Origin of the sequence: Thalassoglobus polymorphus (assembly GCF_007744255.1) — a bacterium.
Lineage (GTDB): Bacteria > Planctomycetota > Planctomycetia > Planctomycetales > Planctomycetaceae > Thalassoglobus > Thalassoglobus polymorphus.
Window position 1 is genome coordinate 3,074,149 of sequence record NZ_CP036267.1, and the last position, 22,125, is coordinate 3,096,273.

Annotated in this window: 13 protein-coding genes; 7 read left to right on the plus strand and 6 right to left on the minus strand. The window is 49.8% G+C overall.

Annotated features, from left to right (window positions below; all coding sequences use genetic code 11):
• Nucleotides 1-46: 46 nt before the first annotated feature.
• Nucleotides 47-631 (minus strand): M50 family metallopeptidase, encoded by a 585-nt coding sequence (locus Mal48_RS11075; RefSeq protein ID WP_145198997.1) that lies wholly within the window; start codon nt 629-631, stop codon nt 47-49.
• Between the two features lie 218 nt (nt 632-849).
• Here Mal48_RS11075 and Mal48_RS11080 point away from each other — a divergent pair, with 218 nt between their 5' ends.
• Nucleotides 850-2,277, plus strand: coding sequence for a sulfatase-like hydrolase/transferase (locus tag Mal48_RS11080; RefSeq protein WP_145199000.1), 1,428 nt, complete (start codon nt 850-852; stop codon nt 2,275-2,277).
• 184 nt (nt 2,278-2,461) lie between these two features.
• Nucleotides 2,462-5,458: a c-type cytochrome gene (locus Mal48_RS11085; RefSeq protein WP_197442261.1), complete on the plus strand. Its 2,997-nt coding sequence runs from the start codon at nt 2,462-2,464 to the stop codon at nt 5,456-5,458.
• A gap of 219 nt (nt 5,459-5,677) precedes the next feature.
• Here the strand turns inward: Mal48_RS11085 and Mal48_RS11090 are convergent, their stop codons facing one another.
• From Mal48_RS11090 to Mal48_RS11100, 3 genes are all read right to left on the minus strand, one after another.
• Complete coding sequence (locus Mal48_RS11090) at nt 5,678-6,619, minus strand: prenyltransferase/squalene oxidase repeat-containing protein (RefSeq protein WP_145199006.1); 942 nt, start codon at nt 6,617-6,619, stop codon at nt 5,678-5,680.
• The gene (locus Mal48_RS11095) at nt 6,616-7,107 is read right to left on the minus strand and encodes a VanZ family protein (protein ID WP_145199010.1); all 492 of its coding nucleotides are present in this window, start codon (nt 7,105-7,107) and stop codon (nt 6,616-6,618) included. The genes Mal48_RS11090 and Mal48_RS11095 overlap by 4 nt, the downstream gene beginning before the upstream one ends.
• 112 nt (nt 7,108-7,219) lie before the next feature.
• Complete coding sequence (locus tag Mal48_RS11100) at nt 7,220-8,485, minus strand: pyridoxal phosphate-dependent aminotransferase (RefSeq protein WP_145199013.1); 1,266 nt, start codon at nt 8,483-8,485, stop codon at nt 7,220-7,222.
• Nucleotides 8,486-8,782: 297 nt separating this feature from the next.
• On the opposite strand from Mal48_RS11100, the gene odhB reads away from it, so the two are divergent.
• The 5 genes from odhB (at nt 8,783) to Mal48_RS11125 (ending at nt 18,812) form a co-directional block, all read left to right on the plus strand.
• The gene (odhB, locus tag Mal48_RS11105) at nt 8,783-9,970 is read left to right on the plus strand and encodes a 2-oxoglutarate dehydrogenase complex dihydrolipoyllysine-residue succinyltransferase (RefSeq protein WP_145199016.1); all 1,188 of its coding nucleotides are present in this window, start codon (nt 8,783-8,785) and stop codon (nt 9,968-9,970) included.
• Nucleotides 9,971-10,357: 387 nt separating this feature from the next.
• Nucleotides 10,358-11,422 carry a suppressor of fused domain protein gene (locus Mal48_RS11110; RefSeq protein WP_145199019.1) on the plus strand — a complete coding sequence of 355 codons (1,065 nt, stop codon included), beginning with the start codon at nt 10,358-10,360 and terminating at the stop codon, nt 11,420-11,422.
• A 462-nt stretch (nt 11,423-11,884) separates the two neighbouring features.
• Nucleotides 11,885-16,138, plus strand: coding sequence for a neutral/alkaline non-lysosomal ceramidase N-terminal domain-containing protein (locus Mal48_RS11115; protein WP_145199022.1), 4,254 nt, complete (start codon nt 11,885-11,887; stop codon nt 16,136-16,138).
• Nucleotides 16,139-16,265: 127 nt separating this feature from the next.
• Nucleotides 16,266-17,747 (plus strand): sulfatase family protein, encoded by a 1,482-nt coding sequence (locus Mal48_RS11120; RefSeq protein WP_145199025.1) that lies wholly within the window; start codon nt 16,266-16,268, stop codon nt 17,745-17,747.
• A 144-nt stretch (nt 17,748-17,891) separates the two neighbouring features.
• On the plus strand, nt 17,892-18,812 hold the full coding sequence (locus tag Mal48_RS11125) for a PIG-L deacetylase family protein (protein WP_145199028.1): 921 nt from the start codon (nt 17,892-17,894) through the stop codon (nt 18,810-18,812).
• A 160-nt stretch (nt 18,813-18,972) separates the two neighbouring features.
• On the opposite strand, the gene Mal48_RS11130 is transcribed toward Mal48_RS11125, so the two are convergent.
• Both Mal48_RS11130 and Mal48_RS11135 read right to left on the minus strand, forming a co-directional pair.
• Nucleotides 18,973-20,625 carry a PPC domain-containing protein gene (locus Mal48_RS11130; protein ID WP_145199031.1) on the minus strand — a complete coding sequence of 551 codons (1,653 nt, stop codon included), beginning with the start codon at nt 20,623-20,625 and terminating at the stop codon, nt 18,973-18,975.
• Between the two features lie 133 nt (nt 20,626-20,758).
• Nucleotides 20,759-22,105, minus strand: a complete 1,347-nt coding sequence (locus tag Mal48_RS11135) for a DUF1501 domain-containing protein (RefSeq protein WP_145199034.1) — start codon at nt 22,103-22,105, stop codon at nt 20,759-20,761.
• Nucleotides 22,106-22,125 lie beyond the last annotated feature (20 nt).

Consider the following 22,125-nt stretch of genomic DNA (forward strand, 5'->3'; position numbering starts at 1 on the left):
GACTCGATTCGGTGAGAGAGATGATCAAGCAAAACGTGCGAGGAATTCAAAAGTAGATGCACTCCAGCACCACAAGCACAACCAGCAAAGCGAAAACTTCAAGCGGTTCACTGGCAGAAAGCTCGCTCCCCGCCTCTCCCATGCCGAACTCTTTGCCGAGTCCATTCCAGAAGAGAAATCCTGCGGGAACGGTCACTGCTCCAAACAAGACCACCCCCCACAAAGGAACCTGACGCTGCAACAGGTCTCTGGCATCTCCAACGGCATCGAAGACCGCACTTCCGAGATACAGCCCGTTTGCGATCAGGCAAAATCCGACGAGAAATTTGAGCAAATGCGCCCGCTTTGGGATCAGTTTTTTGCAAAGAATCCAAAGTAAAATTGGAAAGAGAACTCCAACGATGGGGCCAGCCCAAATGACAATGAGCGGAGCAGGATTCGGATGCACGATAGTGTGGGAAATACTTAGCGGATGCAGATTGAGTTCCACAATTCTGCCACCAGTCAACAAAGCAGCAAGGAGATGGCCAAGCTCGTGGACGGCTTGCATCAAAAGCCAACTCAGCAGCGGCATCGTGGTCCACAGCAGGATGCGCCGGAAGACTTGCTGATTTCTGCGATCAGTTATCATAGAGGCCCCAGTTTCTGATGAGATCGGATTACGTAAAAAGTTTTTCTGGAACAGGACCTGATCAAGAAACTCGGTCTGGCAAGAGAGGACATTTTCAGAATTGAACTCGCGAGAATGTCACAGGTATGCATTGATGATTTGTGAGTTTCTGAGTGAGACACTTGAATCTCCGATTCGAATCCACGAGAACATCTGTTCATTCATGATGGAGATATTAAATGAAGACGTTCTTAAAACTGTTCGTAATTCTACTTACTATTCAGCAACCTGGCTTTGCCGAGACTCCGCCGAATTTTGTTCTATGTATGTCAGATGATCAAGGTTGGGGAGATGTCGGCTTCAATGGGCACCCTCATTTAATCACTCCGGTCATGGATGAGATGGCAGCGACTGGGCTTCGCTTTGACCGGTTTCATGCTGCCGCTCCTGTTTGTTCACCAACAAGAGCGAGCTTTCTGACTGGTCGTCATCCAAATCGGATGGGAGTCTTCTCTTGGGGGCATTCATTACGCCCACAGGAAGTGACAATTGCAGAAGTTCTCGCTCAGAGTGGTTACAGCACGGGGCATTTCGGGAAATGGCATTTAGGCTCTGTGCGAGCCGACAGCCCTGTCAGTCCGGGGCAAAGTGGCTTTGAAGAATGGCTCTCAAGTCCAAATTTCTACGAGAACAGCCCGCTCATGTCACAGCGAGGAAAAGCGGTTGAAACGGACGGCGAGAGTTCCATGATCACCGTCGAAGCTGCCATTCCATTCATGGAGCAAGCGATCAAAAAACAGAAGACGTTTCTCGCAGTGATTTGGTTCGGCAACCCTCATACGCCACATCAGGCGACCGATGAATTGAAGAAACTCTACCCCGGATTAAGTAAAAAAGAGCAAAACTACTACGGAGAAATCACCGGAATTGATCAGGCAATGGGACACCTTCGCAAAGAACTTGATCGCCTGAAAGTCCGAGAAAACACCTTCCTGCTCTACACCAGCGACAATGGACCACAAGGCCGCACTGTTGGGTCGTCCGGCGGCTTGCGTGGTGCCAAAGGATCACTTTGGGAAGGAGGAACTCGCGTCCCTGCCATGATCGAGTGGCCCAATCGAATCAAGAAGCATCGAGTGGTGAAAACTCCCGGAAACACCAGCGACATCTATCCGACCGTCCTCGAACTGGCGGGCATCAAGTCGCCACATCAGCATCCGCTTGATGGCATCAGTCTGGTCGATGTGATTGATGGCAAACAAACAAAACGCGAAAAACCGATGGCGTTTTGGATCTACACCAGCAAAGGAGTGGGAACTCCCAGTGCAGAATGGATGCAGAAACTGCAAGACGAGCAAGCTGGAAAAGCTGAAGCAACCCCTGCCCCTCCCCTCTCTGAGACAGCGCTCGTCAAGAAAAAATACAAGCAGGGAGATCCCGGTGGTCACTCCGCCCTTGTTGACGAAGAGTGGAAGTTGCACGCCATTCCGACCAAGAATAAAAATTGGAAGTACGAACTTTACAATCTCAACGATGACGAGGCCGAGACGACTGACATTTCCAAAGAACATCCAGACCTTGTAAAAAGAATGTCCGGAGAATTGTCTGAATGGCGAGACTCCGTGATCGACAGTTTAAATGGAAAAGATTACTCCACCTCGAATTAGAATCAGACTGGGAAGTTGTGGTATGGCCACTTTCCTCAAAGGTTTTCCGACTGGTTCTAAATTCGGATTTTGAAACAACTCTACGATTCTCATCGAAATACAACTTGATACATCACACCGAACTCAGTTCGAAGGAAATAGAATGCGCTGGGCGCTTTGCACATTGTTACTAAGTTGCTGCCTGATGACCTCGTCGATCGATGCTGCAACACCAGAATGGATCTGGACGGACAAGACACAAGATGGTCAACACATTTGGTTGCGAAAAACCTTCGAATCGCCTGATGCTGTCAAATCCGCAAGGCTGACTGCGACGTGTGACAATCACTTCATCATGTACTTGAATGGCAAACGCGTTCTAGCAGGAGATGAGTGGGCGGAACTTCTCGTCGCAGATCTCTCCAAACTGCTGAAGCCGGGCAAAAACACTTTGGCTGTTGAAGCCTGGAACGAAGGAGGAATCGCAGCATTTCTAAGTCAACTGCGAATCACCGGTGCTAGCAAAACGAAAACGACTTCAACCGATACTTCTTGGAAAGTCTCAGCAGAGAAAAAGGACAATTGGAATTCGACCGAGTTCGATGACTCCAACTGGGCGCAGCCAACTGCCTATGGTCCCGCCGGAAAAAAAGGGCTGCCGTGGACCCGGGCCGTGAATGCTGATTCTCTTGAGTCGGCCCTGTCTGATGGCGACCAATCTCAATATCAACCCAAGGTTGCGGATGTCACAGTTCCTGAAGGTTTTCAAGTCGAGCGAATTTTCTCAGTCCCGCGATCAATGGGGTCATGGGTGTCGCTGACGACTGGACCGAATGGAAAACTGATTGCATCGGACCAGGGCAACAAAGGATTGTTCTTCGTAACTCCGGGTGACGAAAACCGGCCAACGCAAGTCGAGAAAATCCCTGTCGACCTCTCCGGAGGACAAGGTTTATTGTGGGCGTTTGATTCACTTTACGTGATGGTCAATGGTGGTCCGAAATCAGGTTTACACCGCGTGACCGATTCAAACAACGATGGGACTCTCGATCATGTGGAACATCTCATGTTCGTTCCCGGTGGCGGAGAACATGGTCCTCACGCAGTGATTCTCTCACCAGATGGGAAGTCACTCTATGTTTGTGCCGGAAATCACACAAAGCTCCCCGAAGGAGTCGACAAAAGCCGCATCCCCATGAACTGGGACGAAGATCATCTGCTCCCTCGTCGCTGGGATGCCAATGGTCATGCTGCCGGAATTCTGGCACCTGGTGGATGGATTTGCAAAATTGATCCTGAAGGAAAGAACTGGGAAGTCATCAGCATGGGCTATCGTAACCAATACGATATCGCCTTGAACGCCGACGGCGAGTTGTTCAGCTATGACGCAGACATGGAGTGGGATTTCGGCTCACCCTGGTATCGTCCGACACGCGTCACACATGCCACAAGCGGAAGTGAATTCGGTTGGCGAAGTGGAACAGGGAAATGGCCGACCTACTATGAGGATTCCCTTCCGCCTGTCATCGACATCGGCCCGGGGTCGCCTGTCGGAATCACATTTGGATACGGGACAAAATTCCCGGCGAAGTACCAAAAAGCACTCTTTATTCTGGATTGGACCTACAGCACAATCTATGCGATCCATCTCACTCCGGAGGGTTCGAGCTACAAAGCGGTGAAAGAAGATTTCGCAACAGCCTCCCCCTTGCAGGTGACCGACACAACCATCGGGAGTGACGGCGCCCTGTACTTTGCGGTCGGTGGACGCGGAACGCAGTCTGCCATGTACCGTGTCACTTACATCGGAGACGATTCCACACAACCTGTCGACGCGAAGAACTCCGCTGGGCAGGAACAGCGAAACCTGCGTCGGAAATTAGAAGAATTTCATGGAAAGCCAAATGGTGACTTGGAGCTGATTTTCAATAACCTTGGAAACGAAGATCGATTTATTCGTTACGCAGCAAGGATTGCGATGGAATGGCAACCTCAGGACCAGTGGGCTGCAAAAGTTTTGAATGGTGATGGACTGAATGCAATGGGGCAAATCAACGGTTTATTGGCCCTCTGTCGCCAAGGTCAACCGGAGCAATTGAACGCAGTCCTCGAATCTCTCTCATCAATACCAATTGACAAAGTGACTCATCGTGAGCAACTTGCTCTCTTGCGGACCTACCAGCTTGCGTTCATCCGTCTTGGCGCTCCAAACGAAAAATGGAAATCCAAACTTGTCAAGACATTTGACGCAATCTATCCAAGTCATAGCGATGAAACGAACGCCGAACTCGTCCAGTTACTCGTCTATCTCGATTCCCCGACCGTCGTTCGAAAAACGCTCGACCTGATGGACAATCTCGGACCGGAAGAGATTCCTGATTGGGGCGAAATCGCAAAACGACATGCCAGTTACGGAGGAACCGTGAATGCCCTTCTGAACAACATGCCCCCGTTGCGAAAAATTCATTTTGCTTTCGCTTTGAGAAATGCGACCACCGGTTGGACACTCGCTGATCGACGTCGGTATTTCGAATTTTTCTTAAGCGCTGCGAAACATCCAGGAGGAAACAGCTACGCGAAATTCTTAATGCAAGCCAGGGAAGATGCTTTCGCGAACGTCCCTCAAGATCAACGTCTGATTCTGGATGAAGTTGCCAGTCAAGCACTCATCGCCCCGTTGCCGAAGGTTCCAGCCCCCAAGGGTCCGGGGAAGAAATGGACTACGGAATTAGCACTTGAAGTGCTCAAAGATCCTTTGAAGAAGAGAAGCTACAAACGGGGACGAGAATTGTTCCACGCGACATCATGTGTGAAATGCCACCGTTACAACGGAGAAGGAGGAGCGATTGGCCCCGACTTGTCTCTGGCTGGCAAGAAATTCCCGCTACCGGATTTGCTCGATAACATTTTCACTCCCAGCAAGGTCATTTCCGATCAGTACGGCTCGCATACCGTCCTGACGACCGATGGCGTTGTCCTCAATGGGCGTGTTGTCGAAATCAATGATGAAGTTCATGTTTACCTGACCGATGCCGATGCGACGGTCAAGGTGTTGAAGAAAAGCGAGATCGAAGAAATGCAGGTCTCTAAAACATCTCAAATGCCGTTGGGACTACTGAATACGTTGAACGAGGAAGAACTCAAAGACCTGATGGCTTATCTTCTGTCCGGTGGAAACCCGAGAGCAAAAGAATACCGTTAGAGAAGTTTTGAAAAAAATGCCCTGACCTGTCTCGTAAAGAAGAGTGATTCATCACGTAAGAACACTCTTCGCGCACAGCGGAATTACGATTGTCTTCAAGAGAAAATCGGAGTCATCATAGAGCATCTTTCGGATTAATTTGCAGGCTCCGCCTCGTGGCGAACAGCATTATTACTAGAGAAATGCGTTCTTCACGGGCAGACGGTAGAGCAAGCAGATCTAAGAATTCATTTCATTGAGAAGTGCGAGAAGTCCGAGACCGTAGAAGGTGTATTCCACGTCGGCAGCTTCGTCCCATGTTGCAGCCCGGAAGCCGCCGGTGGGGAACTCCAATTGCGTCGTTAACCAGTGATGAATTTTTTGGGCATCGACAAGTCTGCCAAGATTGAGATCCTGACTTGTCAGAATTCCGGTAAAGGTGGAGAGGCTATCAGCGAAGGGAACACGTGAATTGGCCTGATAACCACCTTCGTCACTTTTCACTTCTTTGAGAAAAACTCGAAGATCATCCCGAATTTCATCATCGACGGCTCCGAACTCCTGGAGAATCGCACAAGCTGCTGCGGTTGGATTCGTGCCGGATCGTCGCATCGGAGCGATCTCAACGAAGCCCCCATCGTCGCGCTGTCGATCGTAAATGAATTGAACAAGTGCATTGGGACGCTGTTGTGGAATCCCTACAAGCTGATAGGTCAGCATCACAAGAAGTGAGTGGTAAGTACTCCCAGAAGCTCCCTCTGTCGACTTAGCATATCCTCCGTCTTCCGTCCTGACAGACTCGAGTTGCTCAATGATCTGTTGAGGGAAACTTGCACTCGCCTCTGCGAGAAGATCAATCCCAGAGGAGACCTGCAAAGCGAGGGCGGTTGCCAGCCAGTTCATTAAGTCGATGACATTGAGCTGGCTTGTCTCATGCTCTTTCAGGAATTTCGAAATCTGCTCGGCAGTTTGCGATTCCATCCCGCCAAGCATCATCAATCCACGAACGGCGAAGCTTGTGTAATACAAGTCGGAATCACCATCGCGGCCACGGAATCCACCATCGGGCATTTGAAAGCCAAGTAGAAAGTTCCGATGGCGCTCTCGCCGACTCTCATCGAGAGATTGCAATTGGTCCGCCAGTCGGTTCCCCAAACGGATCAAATACGGGACATCACTCATCGAGCAAACCCACTTGATTCACTGTTCATTGAAATTGGGACGAAACGATTCAGAATAGGAATCCCTGTCAACCATTTCGGATTGTTCAAATTCCAGATCGCCAACTGCATGGCGCCCATTCCGAGTACAATCCCTAAGCAGTCGCTGCACCAATCGATGAAATCAGGATGTCGGCCAACTGGCCCCTGCAAGATTTCATCCAGAGCAGCGAAAACCATCAGCAACGGAATAATGAATCGGTGTGACAGGCGATACGGATCAGGTTTCAGACAGACAATGGCGGTCAAGACTGCCAATCCAAAGTAAGCTCCCAAGTGAAGCGGCTTATCCCAACCAGATGTCACCGAAGCGATCTGCTTCGGAATTGGAGCGTGAGTCATGATAAACAGGAAGCAGGCGTAGCTCAGCCAAACAAAACGAAATCCCCACCGCGAAACCAGTCGAACTGGCAGCGAAAGACTTCGTCGGGAGTCGGCAAGAGTCGTCATCGACCTCAAATCTTATGTCTGGATTGAATCGCTCAGTTTACTCACTCACTTTTGGGCTTCTCGAATAAACAATGAGGGCCCAGGATCTTGAGTTGAGTGACTAGCGGCCGCCCTATGGTTCCGGGTAGGCGGTTTTCAGTTTGTGCTCAGGATTTGCTTCGAGAAAAGCTTCAACACGATCCGTTCTCCCGAACGCTTCGGGTAAAAACTTAACTGCTTGCTCAAGCCGGTCATTCGGTTCTGCACAACTAAATCGCAAGAACCCATGTCCAGCCTCACCGAAACATTCTCCGCCAAGGCAAGCGACTCCAAAGTTCTCATCTGCACCTTTGAGAAGATAGAGCGCTAAGCCGTGACTGGTGATTTTGAGCTTGTTGCAAATCGGTGCGACGTTCGGAAAGACGTAGAAAGTTGCGGTTGGGTCGAGTGTATGGATTCCATCGATCGCGTTCAGCCCGGATGTGAGCAGTTGCACCTTCTCCTGGAACCGGCTCATCTGCTCATCTCGCTCAGAGTGATCCTGTTGCAACGCTTTTGTTCCGGCGATTTGCACAATAGGTGGCGTGCAGGAAAGCGTCGTATTGATCATTTTGGCAATCGATGTTGCGATCTTGGCTCCGGTGACCGCAAACCCGAGTCGCCATCCACTCATGCTGTAAGACTTACTGAATGTATAAGCGGAAACGCATTGGTCCATCATTCCGGGCTGTTCGAGCAATGAATGATGGCGTCCTTTCCAAACCATGTGGCAATAGGGCTCGTCGCTGAAGACTGCGATATCTTTCCCGCGAATCAGATCCGCCAATGCTTTCAAGTCTTCTTCAGTGGCAACTCCACCGGTCGGGTTGTGTGGAGTATTCAGAAAAATCGCACGAGGACTTTTCGCTGTATTCAGGAATTTTTCGACTTCAGCGATGTCCGGCCGAAACTCATTCGCCTGAAGCAGGTTGCTGTACACCGGATTTGCACCGCGACGCAGGATGTTCGGGAGATAGGTCGGGAAATACGGGCTGAAAACCAGTACATCATCGCCGGGGTTCAAAAAGGCTTCACAAAAGAATTGTTCAAAAACCTTGGCTCCAGGACCAACAACGACGTTCTCTGCCGCTGCAGGAATTTTGAATTCGTCGCTGACAAACTTCGCAGCTGCCGCGCGAAACTCAGGCAGACCGGGTGAGGGGCAATAATGGGTCTGATTTTCCTGAATTGCCTGAATCCCGGCATTTTTCGCAGAAGAGGTGCTCTCGAACGGGCTATCCCCGATTTCTAATTCGACGACGTCTTTTCCGTCAGCCTTCAACTCTTTGGCGATTGCCAAAACGGTAAAGGCGGTTTCAACAGTCAATGATTTTGCAAATTCGCTGAGTGATGCAGACACGATCGTTGGATCTCTTCATATTAAGTGGATAAACCAGTAGGATTTGACCTATTCAAACGTCCCTCATGGGCTAGGTCAACCGGTTCAGATGGTGTGACATAAAAAAAGCGACAAGTCCTTAGATGTTTCAAAATTTTACAGCTCCGAGGATGCCGAGGCACGGCCCGGGGAGTTATGATTTTAGGAACTGGAGATCTCAGCCATCACGTTGACGCTCACGTGATGCAATTTCGTAATCAACCATCAATGTGACCGTTGCGAGAGACCCTCGCACTATATGTTTCAAGGTAATTTAGAATGGCCATCGAAATTCGAGTTCCGTCTGTCGGGGAATCGATTAGCGAAGTCTTTATTGGCGAGTGGTACGTCAAAGAGGGAGAATGGGTCGATGTCGACCAAAACCTGGTCGGTCTAGAAACCGACAAGGCCACTTTCGATGTCCCCAGCCCCGAAGCGGGCGTCATTGATTCCATAAAGATTGAGGCTGGATCAACTGCAGAAATCGGCGACGTCATCGCCACATTGAATCCCGGCCCGAACCCGAATGGAGATTCGGCCGGAGGACAGAGCACTTCAAAAGCTGAAAGTACCACGACGTCGAAAGAGAGTGCTTCGCAACAAAGTGCCCAATCCGCCACAACTGGCGGACACGTGATGCCTTCTGCAGCGCGGGTCGCTGCTGAAAGTCACGTCGATCCCAAGAGTGTCGGCGGGACTGGCCCGGGGGGACGAGTCTTGAAGGAAGACGTCCTGAACCATGTCGGTGGCACAGATGGTGGTTCCGGTCGCGAGGAACGACGAGTTCCGATGTCTCCGATGCGGCAAACTATCGCGAGAAGACTTGTCAGTGCACAAAAAGACGCAGCTTTATTGACCACATTCAATGAATGCGACATGTCCGCAGTCAAAAAATTACGAGCTGAGTATCAAGATCAGTTCGTCAAGAAGTACGACATCAAGCTCGGCTTCATGTCGTTTTTCGTCAAAGCTGTCATCGGAGCATTGAACGAATTCCCAGCCATCGGAGCCCAGGTCGAAGGGACAGACTTGGTCTATCGAAATTATTGTGACGTTGGTGTCGCCATCGGAGCTGGAAAAGGTTTGATTGTTCCAGTGATTCGCAACGCCGAACGCCTCAGCTTCGCGGAAGTTGAACTCACAATTGCTGACTTCGCCAAGCGAGCCCGGAATAACAAGATCACTCTTGAAGAACTTGAAGGAGGAACCTTCACCATCACAAATGGTGGAGTATACGGTTCTCTACTTTCAACCCCCATTGTCAATCCGCCTCAGAGCGGAGTCTTGGGAATGCACGGGATCTTTGACCGCCCGGTTGCTGTCGACGGAGAAGTTGTCATTCGCCCGATGATGTATATCGCTCTGACTTACGATCACCGCGTGGTCGATGGTCGTGAAGCTGTTTCGTTTCTAGTTCGAATCAAAGAAGCAATCGAAGATCCAACTCGACTGTTACTAGAAGTGTAAAGCGGAGAGAGGAATTCTCGAAGACCGCATAAGCATTGACTGAACAACGCTTCACAAAACAGCGACGCCACTTTAACGATCGCATCAGCGATCTCATCAAAACAAGTTGAGCGTTCTGTCTTGTGGAGTTGATGTTCGATGCGGTCCAGAGCAAATCCTGGTCAGGTCTTCACATTCGGTCTCGTGGATGCGAGCGATTCAGCACTTGAAGAGCACTCTTCACCGAGACAACTAACACAAAAATGATCTAAGAACCGCTAACAACTCCTCTCGGATCGAGCGATCTCACTCGAGTTTCGGCATCTCGCAGAGTTATTGTTTCAGCTATAAGACTTCCATCGCGGAGACTCGGTCGAGTAGAATCTACGCAGGGACGAGAGGTGCAAAATGTCCGAAGAGTTTGACCCAGAAGCTGACAATGGCGCCCCCGGATGGGAAGCCATCGACGAAGTTCTTGACGAACTTTACGACAATGCCGAACCGATGCACTGGGGGACGATTCTTCCCTACAATCTTGGCGGCGAAGACCCTCTGTACGGCGTCAGTGTTTACGAAAGCCAGAAACAGCAACCTCATCTTCACTATGTCACTTACGGATTCTCGGATCTTTACGAGAAGGAAGATGAAGAGTCTGAAGTGAGTGGATACGGTTTTGAGTTAACGTTTCGACTCTCGGCTTCCAAAGGAACAGAACCTCCTGTCTGGGTGGTCAACTTCCTTCAGAACCTGGCTCGATATGTCTTTCAATCCGGAAATGGATTCGGTCCCGGGCATACAATTCCGCTCAACAGCCCCATATGCCTGGAGTCGGAAACTCAAATCTGTGCTGTCATTTTCGTCGAAGATCCTGAACTCGGAACAATTGAAACTCCCAATGGCGAAGTCCAATTCTTGCAAGTCTTTGGGCTGACGGAGAGCGAACTCGACGCGACACAATGCTGGAACGCCCTCCGCTTCGCTGAACTGGTACAAGAATTCAATCCACTCTTAATTACCGATGTAGATCGCGAAAGCTATCTGGCTCAGCCAAAATTCCAATCCACAGTCAGTGAATTGACCTCGGAAGAGGGAGCATCAGCTGCGATGATGTGTGCGAACGAGTTCCGTGTCCTTCGCGATCCTGAAACGTCAGATGTCACATTGGTTTTAGGAGCCATCGTCGCTCCGTCTCTGGGGAAAAGGCTGCGCGGCCGACTTCCATTTGGGCGAGAGTTTCAATTGGTCGGTGAGGAAGATTCCATTGTTTTTCGACCTGCCGATCAATATCAACTGACGATGCAGGACCATGTCTCAGAATTTGAGTTCACGAATTCACAAGTCGAAGTGATCTCGAAACAAATGCAAGCCAACGCAGGAACTTGGAAACTCGAAGACCCTCCGGGGTTCACGCTTGTCATCGAACAGACTGAAATCAAAGACAACGATGGCAATGTCACTGACGTTCTTGGTTGAAGACTGCTCGACCAAACGTCGGGACAAAGGGCATTCCATAAGACAACTTTCGAGCATTGTTCCGACGAACCTTTAGTTCACAAATCGAACATTAGCCTTAATGGTCTCCCTCGTGCCAGGCAGGGTATGGAACGATGAAAGTAGCTTTCACGAGCAAGGCAACTTTTGAAACATGCTAACCCGGACTCATGCGGAAACCCGCTTGTTGCTCAACAGCCATCAAAACATCTCGGGGCCTGCCCTGTAGAATCGAACCTCAAACATTTCGATTCTCAAAGTGCGAGTATCTCCTGTAAAATTGCTGTTCGTCACGAGGCAAAAGTTCAGCACCAAGTCGAAGGAGGTTCTATCGAAACCGCTTTCGCTCCGCTCGGTGAATCGATGAAATTTACTTTCGTTGCTGACTGGACGATTCCATATTGATTCGACACGATGTGTTAGAATTAATAAGGAGTTGAATTCATGCGAATTGTTACGATCACTGCACTCTCACTTTGTGCGTCATTCTTCACACAGACATCCTCAGCGGCTGACTTTGAATTTGGGTTTTCAAAAGTTGAAGTAACACCTTCAACACCCGTTCGACTTTCTGGATACGGAAATCGAGACAAACCATACGACGGAATCGACGAGCCCCTCTTCGCTCGCGGCATGGCGATGACCGCCAATGGCAAGGAGGGACTGCACGTCCTGGTTTCCGTCGACACGATCGGCTTTCCCGGCGAGTTGACTAAGGAAATACATGCTGCTGTCAAATCGAAGCACAACATTCCTCGTAGCCGATTTGTGATCTGCTGCACTCACTCTCATACCGCGCCACACATCGGACATGGGCTCACGAATCTCTTCGCGACGCCGCTCACCGAACTCGAATCGACGGCGACACAAGCGTACACATCGTATGTGCGTGATCAAGTTGTCAAAGCTGTTGACCAGGCGATCCAGAATTTGAGCCCAGGCAAAATTTCAATCGACACCGGCACTGCGACATTCGCACGAAATCGACGGGTCATCAAAGATGGAACCTGGACCGGGTTTGGGGAAAATCCAAATGGACCAGTTGATCACTCCCTTCCAGTACTCCGCATCACGGATGTCGAGGGAAACAAAACACGTGGACTGATCTTCAATTACGCCTGTCATTGCACCACTTTTGGTGGCAACTACAACCGCGTCAATGGTGACTGGGCCGGTTACGCAACGAAGTCGCTGGAAGCAGCGAACAATGGTGCAATCGCTCTTTGTACAATTGGCTGTGGAGCCGATGCAAATCCAGAACGCAATCCGGAACACGCGTTCGAAATTGCTCAGCGACAAGGAGAAGAAATCGCTGATGAAATTTCCCGTCTGGTTGATCTGAAGACTGGTTTCACAGAAGTCAACGCGGCACCAACATCATCGTTCGGCTTTGCAGGTCTCCCGATTGACCGCCCGAGTGATGCCCAATTGAAAGAGAACCTCAAGAATTCACGTCCTCAGGTTCGGCGGCATGCCGAAGTCATGATCGACACCAAAAAACGAATGGGACGTCTTCCCGAAACTTACCCGATGCCGATCCAAGTGTGGCGATTCGGGAATGAATTCGCGATGGTCTTTCTCGGAGGAGAAGTTTGCGTTGAGTATGCAACACGAATCAAGAAGGAACTGCCGACTCTTGTCGAGGGGCTGACGCCTGACAATGTTTGGGTCACCGCTTACGCAAACGACGTCTTTGGGTATGTCACCCCGGAGCGAATGCGTTCTGAAGGTGGGTACGAAGTCGATTTCTCAATGATTTATTACCTGCAGCCAGGTCGCTGGTCGACAGGAACAGAGGATGTCATCCTGCGACGAGTGAAAGAACTGTTCAACTCGAAAAGCCTTGACGTACCAACTCCCGTCTCAGATGCGCTAAAAACATTTACTCTTCCGAACGGTTATGTTATTGAAGAGGTCGCATCTGAGCCGCTCATTCGTGACCCGATCAATTTTGCAGTCGATGCGCGTGGTCGATTATGGGTTGTCGAAATGGGAGACTATCCGCGAGGTAACCCCGCGGAAGACCTCTCGAAAATCGAACGGCATGAACCTTGGGATGGTCCGCCAGCGGGCCGAATCAAAGTCTTAATCGACAGCAATCAGGACGGCCAGTACGACGAAGCAAAAATCTTCCTCGATGGGCTTTCCTTCCCTACTGGAGTTTTTCCATGGAAAGATGGTGTCTTCGTAAGCGGAGCTCCGGACATTATTTTTGCTCGAGATACTGATGGCGATCTGAAATGCGACGAGCAAGAAGTCTTCTTCACAGGATTTGAGAAAGCAAATCCTCAACACCGCATCGGCGGGTTCGAGTATGGACTCGACGGCTGGTTGTATTTGTCCGCTGGCACAAACAACAAACAAATTCAATGTTTACGAACGGGTGAGACGGTCAACGTCTCCGGACGCGACTGCCGCTTTGATCCCGTCTCAGGAAAACTTGAAGCGATCAGTGGGAGCAGTCAATACGGCCGCAGCCGGGATGATTTCGGGAACTGGTTTGGCAATTCGAATAGTGAGCCGTTGTTTCAATTCGTAATCGAAGACCGGGATTTGAGTCGAAACCCGCATCTCCCATCTCCGTCGCCAAAGCATCACCTCACGAATCCTCGCTTCGCTCCTCAAGTCTATCCAACAAGTCGAACGCTCGATCGATTTAACGATCTCTTTGCACTTGACCGCTTCACTTCTGCTTGTAGCCCAACCGTCTTCAGAAACGACAGCTTAGGCACAGGCATCGACGGGACAGTCCTCATCTGTGAGCCTGTCCACAATCTCGTCAGCCGTGTCGTCGTTGACCATTCAACAATCAAGTTCTCCGGGAAACGTGCAAAGTCTGAACAGAAATCAGAATTCTTAACCTCCTCAGACAACTGGTTTCGTCCGACCCGGCTGATGACAGCTCCCGACAATACGCTGTGGGTCTGTGATATGTATCGCCAAGTCATCGAACACCCAGAATGGATTCCGGAAGCTTGGCAAGCCAAACTTGATTTGTACGCTGGCTACAATCGGGGCCGCATTTATCGCGTCTACCACAAAGACTCTTCCCCCACTCGAATCGAGGATCTGTCACAACTTAAAACTCCGGAATTGGTCGAACTTCTGAAAAGCTCAAACGGCTGGACACGTGACCGCGCCCAGCAACTCATTCTTGAGCGAGACATTTCCGATGTCGACTCCGAAGGCGACACGCTTGCAAAATCGTTGCTGCAACTCATCAACGAAAGTCAGGACAGCAGGACGCTCATCCAGGCCTCTTACACCTATGCCCTGCTTTCAAAGACACCCCCTGCAATCCTGAAGAATTACCAGTCCGAAGACATCGACGTCGTGATCAGCGCTATTCGACTCTGGGGCGTGGAAACGAACCCCAAAGAAAAGTGGCAACCGTCGACACTCTCACATCATCCCAACGAGCGAATTCGTTTTGAGTTGGCACTCGCTGCAGGTAATGCCAACGATGATATCCGTGCTTCAGTCTTGCGAAAGGTGATTCAAAGCAGTTCCGATAATCCCTGGATACGAACAGCCATATTGTCTTCCGCAAATGGGGTCGCAGACCGCCTGCTGATTGGCGCCATTGAAGACAAAATTGTCACCCCAGATTTACTCAATGGATTGCTGACGACACTGCTGGGAAGCTCATCCATCAAAGGCATGGAGCAACTGGGGGAATCAATGACCTCCATCAAAGATCCTCAATTAAGACGACGGTTACTACTGACTGCAATCAGTTATTTTGAGCGAAACAAAGTCTCATTTGAAGAACTGAGCCAAAGTTTTGAAGAGGGGACGAATAAAACTTTTTCGCAAATCCTCAATGACTCGGTCGCTGCCCTGAAGTCTCAAAGCCTTCCTCAAGAAGAGATCCCGGGGGCCATTCGCCTGGCAGCATACTCCAACAGCCCACTCTCGGCAGAGGATCTGTTGGCGTTCCTCAGTGCGACTCAATCCCCCGATGTAAACACTGCAGTGATCGAATCGGTTGTGAATTTGAACGAAACCCTGAAGCTTCTTCAACAAATGAAAAAGCAAACACCGGCCGTCCAATCTGAGATCCAAGCCATTCTGCTCACCAGCACGACATCCACGAACCAGCTGCTTGAGGCTCTTGAACAGAATGTGATCTTCACCAACGACATGAGCGCTGCTACGGCAGACGCATTGAAGAACCATCGCAACAAAGAGGTGCAAGCCCGATTCGCAAAGCTGACCGCTTCTCATGGGATGGCATCGACGCGATTGGAACTGTTGAAAACATACATGAGTGCCCTTTCATTAAAAGGCGACATTAAGAATGGGAAGAAGCAGTTCACAAAAACTTGTAGCACCTGTCACCGGCACCACGAGATTGGGAACGACTTTGGTCCCAAATTGTCTTCGCTCCTCAAGAAATCTGATGAGTACATCCTGACATCTATCATCGATCCCAACGCCGCTGCTGAATCCAAATATCGTGGATACTCCATTGTGACCAAAAATGGAAAAGTCTATAGCGGACTGATTCTTGAAGAGACTGCGACGAGCCTGAAATTGATTCGACCTGATGGGAAATCTGAAACGATCCTTCGTTCAGAAATCGAAGAAATGGTCAACACAGGGCGGTCATTCATGCCAGAAGGTTTAGAGAAGAATCTCAAGCCACAAGACATTGCAGACATCATTTCTTTTCTACGTTCAGAGACAACACCCTGAATAGACTGAATGACATTGGAATTGTTTTGCCCCAACCTGATCCTGGAACCAGAATTCGCTCTCTCAAATAGTGAGAAAGCGACTACTCCGAAGGTTTTCGGACTGGTTCTCATGTAAGGAATTTGAAATGTTTCGAATCATTTTAAGCCTCATCCTTCTCACGGGGGGCGTACCAGGGGAACTCTCTGCAGAAGAACCTCAACCGAACATCCTCTGGATCGTCGGCGAAAATTTCGCTCTCGATTTGGGGTGTTACGGTCAGAAAAACGTCGAAACTCCAAATCTGGACGGGCTCGCAAAGCGCGGAGTGAAATACACAAACGTCTTCTCAACTTCGCCAGTCTGCGCTCCGAGTCGTTCGGCATTCATGGTCGGGATGTATCAGACGACAACCGATACGCACAACATGCGTTCGCACCGCGATGACGACTACCGACTTCCAGCTGGGGTCCGACCGCTGACACACCGATTGCAGGATGCAGGCTATCGGACTGCGAATATCACGACCATTGATGACAAAACGGTTGGAACAGGTAAACTCGATCTGAATTTCACAAACGAAGGCCCGATCTATCAGACAGCAGACTGGGAGGAACTCAAAAACAATCAGCCGTTCTTTGCTCAAATCAATACGCCAGAAGCGGAATACGATATCTACGATCGAATGTCTGCGGAAAAACCTCGCGTGAAATGGGTTGGCGAAGAGTGGCATCCCCAGATCGGCACAGAAAAGAATGTCACTCCTCCACCGTACTATCCTGACCACCCCCTCGTCAGAAAAGAATGGGCTCGTTATCTGAACTCTGTTTCCGGAATGGATGTTCGGGTCGGCTGGATTTTGGACCGGCTGAAGAAAGATGGGCTTGAGGAAAACACAATCGTTATTTTCTTTGGCGACAACGGACGTTTGGAACCACGTGGAATCCACTGGTGCTTCGATTCCGGCTTGCACGTTCCAATGATTATTTACTGGCCGGAAACGCTCGCTCCTCCGAAAGACTTCAAGCCGGGAACCGTGAACGACCAGCCGATCAGCCTCCTCGATATCACTGCGACAACTTTAGCAATGGCAGGTATTGAACGCCCTATTGGAATGCAAAGCCAAGTCTTCATCGGTCCGAACCGTGCCCCTGAACGTAAGTACGTTTTTGCAGCTCGTGATCGTATCGATGAAACGGTGATCCGGCAGAGATCCGTCCATGATGGTCGGTATCACTACATCCGGAATTTTACTCCCGGTGCAGGCTTTGCGACGTTGAATCGCTATAAAGAAAAATGCTTCCCCATTAAACCGTTGATGCGAGAGCTCGATGCATCAGGAAAACTGGTGGGCCCGCCCGCCAACCTCATGAAGCCGTTTCCTCAAGAAATGCTCTTTGACCTGCTCAATGATCCAGACGAAATCAATGACATCGCGGGGAACCCATCTTCGTCTGAAATTTTGCTACGCATGCGAGCTGCCCTTGATACCTGGATGATTGAAACCAACGACCGTGGGAGAATTCTCGAACCGATAGAAATCGTTCATCCGTTTGTAAAAGAAATGCACGATTGGTTTGGCACACCTGAGAATTTGAAAGAGATTCACCAATCACCGAAGTTTGATTGACCAGTCATGAATCATCTTCCATGACTAGCGTGCTCACAAAAAATTGCTTTCAGAAACAACTGAGTTGCTGACCTCGAGACAGCAGGCACAGTTTAAGATTCGATTCGTTTTAAACATTCACGACCTTAGAGAACTGGAATAACAATGATTGTTCGTCAGATTTTATCAACAGCCTTCTTGCTGATTGTGACCTCAAATCTCCTGTTAGCACAAGATGCACAAAACAAAGACGACGGAAAGCTTCGCATCATTTGTTTTGGCGCACATCCCGATGATGCTGAGTACAAAAGTGGCGGAGCAGCAGCATTATGGGCGGAGATGGGGCATCACGTGAAACTCGTCTCAGTGACGAATGGAGATATCGGCCATTGGCAAATGGCAGGCGGTGCACTCGCAAAACGTCGCACCGCCGAGTCTGCACTTGTCGCCAAACGACTTGGCGTGTCGTCTGAAGTGTTAGATATTCACGATGGCGAACTTATGCCAACTTTGGAAAATCGTCGGACAATTGTCCGCCTGATCCGTGACTGGAACGCGGACATTGTCATTGCTCATCGACCTTGGGATTATCACCCCGATCACCGATACACCGGGGTTCTGGTCCAAGATGCTGCATTCATGGTCACCGTCCCATATTTCTGTCCCGACACTCCTCCACTGAAGAAAAACCCGCTCTTCTTGTACTCCAGCGATCGATTCCAAAGACCATACCCATTCAAAGCAGATATTGCAGTTTCAATTGACTCAGTGTTTGAAAAGAAAGTCGATGCCCTCACTGCACTGGAGTCCCAGGTTTTTGAAGGAGGAGCACTTGGCAATGAAGAAAAGGTCCGTGATATCCCGCCAGCATCTCAGCCTGAATTACGCCGAGAATGGCTCAAAGGACACTGGCAGCGGCGAGCAGGTCGAGAAGCCAATACTTATCGTGACGCACTCATTGAATGGTACGGTGAAGAGGCCGGCAAAGCAGTCAAATACGCGGAAGCATTCGAAATTTGTGAGTACGGCCATCAGCCTAGTCACGAAGAGATTTTGAAACTGTTCCCTTTCTTGCCGAAGAAGTAATCAAGGCATGCGATGAGAAGTTCTGATGCTCGGGGTCTTTACCCCGAGCTGACCTTCAAACGCGATCGCACAAAAGGGGCCGCCAAGAAGAATTCGAAACTTATGTAACCGTCGTCTGACAGTGGAGTTTCGACGACTGAGATCGGTGACACTCAAGTTGTTATTTTTCTTTCTCTGCCGGCTTCTCTTCCGGCTTTTCTTCCGGTTTAGCAGGTATCGTCAGCCAGAGGTCTGATGTCGTGAGCGGTGTTACCTGGAGTGGGCTCGTCGCGATGACTTCAGATTTCTCATCCCCAATACTGCCGACAATTTGAATCGGACCTTGAAAACCAGCTGCGTTTTTCACATCGATCTTCAATGTCACTTTCTTGGCTGAATCCCCTTTTGCTTCAGACTTGACGGCCTCAGCGGTCGCACCTTCCGGAAGATTCTTCACCGAGACAAGGAGTTCCTTGTTGAACCCATGCAAACGATTGATCGCCACTGGAATTTCAATCGGTTTATCTCGTTTCGCCTCAAAATGGTCAGCAGTGACTGTCAAATCAGCTCTGGGAGTATTGAGCTCAGCAGTCAGTAAATAAACATAACGAAATCCTGCATGATTGAACCTGTCGCTGATTTCAAGCTGATACTCTCCGTCGGATGGAACTTTCCAAGCATTGTTAATGTCTTGGTCTTTCCGGCTGATATCGTCGAACTCTTTGAGCACTTTGCCTTGGCTGTCTCGGATTTTCAACACTGGATCGAGATGAGAACCAATCGCACGAGCTTGAACGCGAAGCTGTAACGATTCCCCTTTCTTACCAGTGAATCGAAAGACATCGAGTTCTTCTGATTTCTCGATCACACCACTCACCGCAAAAGGAATAGTCTGCACAGCTTTGGCAGCATCTGCTTCAGTGACAGGATTCTGCTTTGCGATTAGCTGATGGATTTGATGAAACGCTGAGGTCGTTCCAGATTCAAGCTGCTTGGGATCAGCTTTGTCCAGATTCCATCCAAGTGGCTTTCCTGAAGTAACAGTCCGCGACGTGACAAAGGGGCCAGAGGTGAGAGTCAGTCGATAACGATAGGTCGAACCGCCCGCAAAATTGATGGTACTATTCGGAGTTGCCGGGAAGCAAAAAATTCTCACCAGAAACGTCCCTTGATGAGGAGCTTGAAATGCTATCAACGAATCATTTCCATGATCGTCATCGTTTTGCTCAATGACATATCCATCCGCATCTAAAATTTGTAATACGGAATCCATTGGTGATTCAAAAGCAGCATGAGCATCGACAGAAGCAACGAGCGTTTCTCCATCGGATAGCGTGACTGCAAAAGTATCAACTTCGCCCCCTTTGTGCAGGACACCGTTTATCAGGATCGGAAGTGACTCAATTTTTTCAGCTTCCTCTGCAGAGTTGTTTGGTTCTTTCTCAGTCATCTCTGGCAGGACACCGACCAGGATCGGAAGTTGAGAAGTTGCTCCTTCGGCATTATGAAAACGCAACCAATGTAATCCCGGCTGAGCATCTGCAGCAGCAGTGATTGTTAACTGATCTCCCTTTTCAGAGAACTTGAACTCACCAAGAGCATTGCTCGACGACACGACAGAAACTGGCTGAGTTCCCGGTTTCCCAGTCAGTTTGAACTCAACTGTTGAACCTTGCTGCAGTCCGGGAGGAAAGATCGATGTGATTGCAGGCGCTTCAGCAGCAAGTTCAGAAGCTGCAAAAAACGTCATTGCAAGTAAACCGAGTAACGGACGGCAGAGCATGACAACTAAACTGTTCAACCGAAGATGAACAGGAAGAGAGCAGAATTTCATCTCAACGCCTTGTGAGTTGACGCAAACGATGCAGTGAGGAGGCACCGACTAAGGGCGCCTCGCACACTCACGAGCCATGGGGACACAATCGAGCAAAACGCTCTTCGCGAACACAAAGGAACACGAAAACGTCTTAGCCCATGAGTTCGGTGATGGGGGTCGGGTCGCTGACAAGGTGAGTTGGACGTCCAAGCGGCGTATACAGCATTTGATCTGGATCAATTCCGAGCTTGCGATAAACAGTCGACGCGAAATTCTCCGGAGAAAGGACTCGATCAACAGCTGAGTACCCTTGTCGATCCGTTGCTCCAACGATCGTTCCGCCAGGAGTTCCCGCCCCGGCCATCAGCACGGACATTGCATTTGACCAGTGGTCACGTCCGCCATCTTTATTGATCTGAGGTGTCCGCCCGAATTCTCCCAACACAACGACAAGTGTTTCATCGAGGAGACCGCGTTCTTCCAGATCAGTGATTAGCGTTGCAATTGTATTGTCGACACCCGGAAGGCGTTTTCGACAACTCGGGAACAGTCCACGATGATGATCCCAGCCACCCTCATAGAGAGTCACAAAAGGGACACCAGCTTCGACGAGGCGTCGACCAAGAAGCGCTCGTTGACCGAATGGATTTCTACCGTATCGGTCCCGAAGTTCCCCGTCTTCCTGGTTAATGTCAAACGCCTTCTGCGCGCTTGGAGAAGACATCAGATCGTAACTTTGTGTGTAATATTCATCGAGCGACTTTGCCGGATCACCACTGGCTCGATTTTCGAATCGAGGTAGCTGATCGACAACCGACCGCAGGTCTTTGCGACTGACAAAACGCTCTTCTTCCAGACCACGCGGGAGAGCAACGTCTCGCACACGGAAGTTACTGCTGTTGGGGTTATCGGGAACAACAAATGGCGCGTACTGCGCACCAAGGAAGTTCGGTCCCCCTGAACGGGACATGCTTGGAATGGAAAAATATGCAGGAAGTCCATTTTTGTGTCCGCGATCATGTGCAGTCACAGACCCAAGGCTTGGATGGAAACTGACGAATGCTCCGCAACCAACCGGAATTCGAGGTGGGGCACCGGTCATCATGTAGTGATTGCCAGCTCCGTGGTTTCCTTGATTGTGTCGGATCGACCGAATAATCGACAGTTTGTCTGCGATCCCGGCCAACTTCGTCATGTGCTCAGAAAAATGCACACCCGGAATTTTGGTTTCAATAGGGAAGAACTCACCACGAATCTCACTTGGGGCAAGTGGCTTGGGATCGAATGTTTCATAGTGAGTTGGACCACCATCCAACCAGACAAGAATACAGCTCTTGGCTTTCGCTGTGGGATGTCCTGCTTGTTCACCTGCGTTGGCACGAAGGGAAAGCAAATCGGCAAAACCAGTTCCAAACGCAGCGGTGAGTCCGAACTGGAGACAGTTTCTGCGACTGATTCCGTTACAGTTTCGATTGATCGTTTTCTTCAAGGTAGGCATGGAGTCATCCTCAAAAGGGG

Excerpts from the sequence above, each read along its gene's own strand:
- Mal48_RS11120 (WP_145199025.1), top strand. The coding sequence starts at position 16,266 with ATGTTTCGAATCATTTTAAGCCTCATCCTTCTCACGGGGGGCGTACCA.
- Mal48_RS11115 (WP_145199022.1), top strand. The coding sequence starts at position 11,885 with ATGCGAATTGTTACGATCACTGCACTCTCACTTTGTGCGTCATTCTTC.
- Mal48_RS11075 (WP_145198997.1), bottom strand. The coding sequence starts at position 631 with ATGATAACTGATCGCAGAAATCAGCAAGTCTTCCGGCGCATCCTGCTG.
- Mal48_RS11090 (WP_145199006.1), bottom strand. The coding sequence starts at position 6,619 with ATGAGTGATGTCCCGTATTTGATCCGTTTGGGGAACCGACTGGCGGAC.
- odhB (WP_145199016.1), top strand. The coding sequence starts at position 8,783 with ATGGCCATCGAAATTCGAGTTCCGTCTGTCGGGGAATCGATTAGCGAA.
- Mal48_RS11130 (WP_145199031.1), bottom strand. The coding sequence starts at position 20,625 with ATGAAATTCTGCTCTCTTCCTGTTCATCTTCGGTTGAACAGTTTAGTT.
- Mal48_RS11080 (WP_145199000.1), top strand. The coding sequence starts at position 850 with ATGAAGACGTTCTTAAAACTGTTCGTAATTCTACTTACTATTCAGCAA.
- Mal48_RS11135 (WP_145199034.1), bottom strand. The coding sequence starts at position 22,105 with ATGCCTACCTTGAAGAAAACGATCAATCGAAACTGTAACGGAATCAGT.
- Mal48_RS11095 (WP_145199010.1), bottom strand. The coding sequence starts at position 7,107 with ATGACGACTCTTGCCGACTCCCGACGAAGTCTTTCGCTGCCAGTTCGA.
- Mal48_RS11085 (WP_197442261.1), top strand. The coding sequence starts at position 2,462 with ATGACCTCGTCGATCGATGCTGCAACACCAGAATGGATCTGGACGGAC.
- Mal48_RS11125 (WP_145199028.1), top strand. The coding sequence starts at position 17,892 with ATGATTGTTCGTCAGATTTTATCAACAGCCTTCTTGCTGATTGTGACC.
- Mal48_RS11110 (WP_145199019.1), top strand. The coding sequence starts at position 10,358 with ATGTCCGAAGAGTTTGACCCAGAAGCTGACAATGGCGCCCCCGGATGG.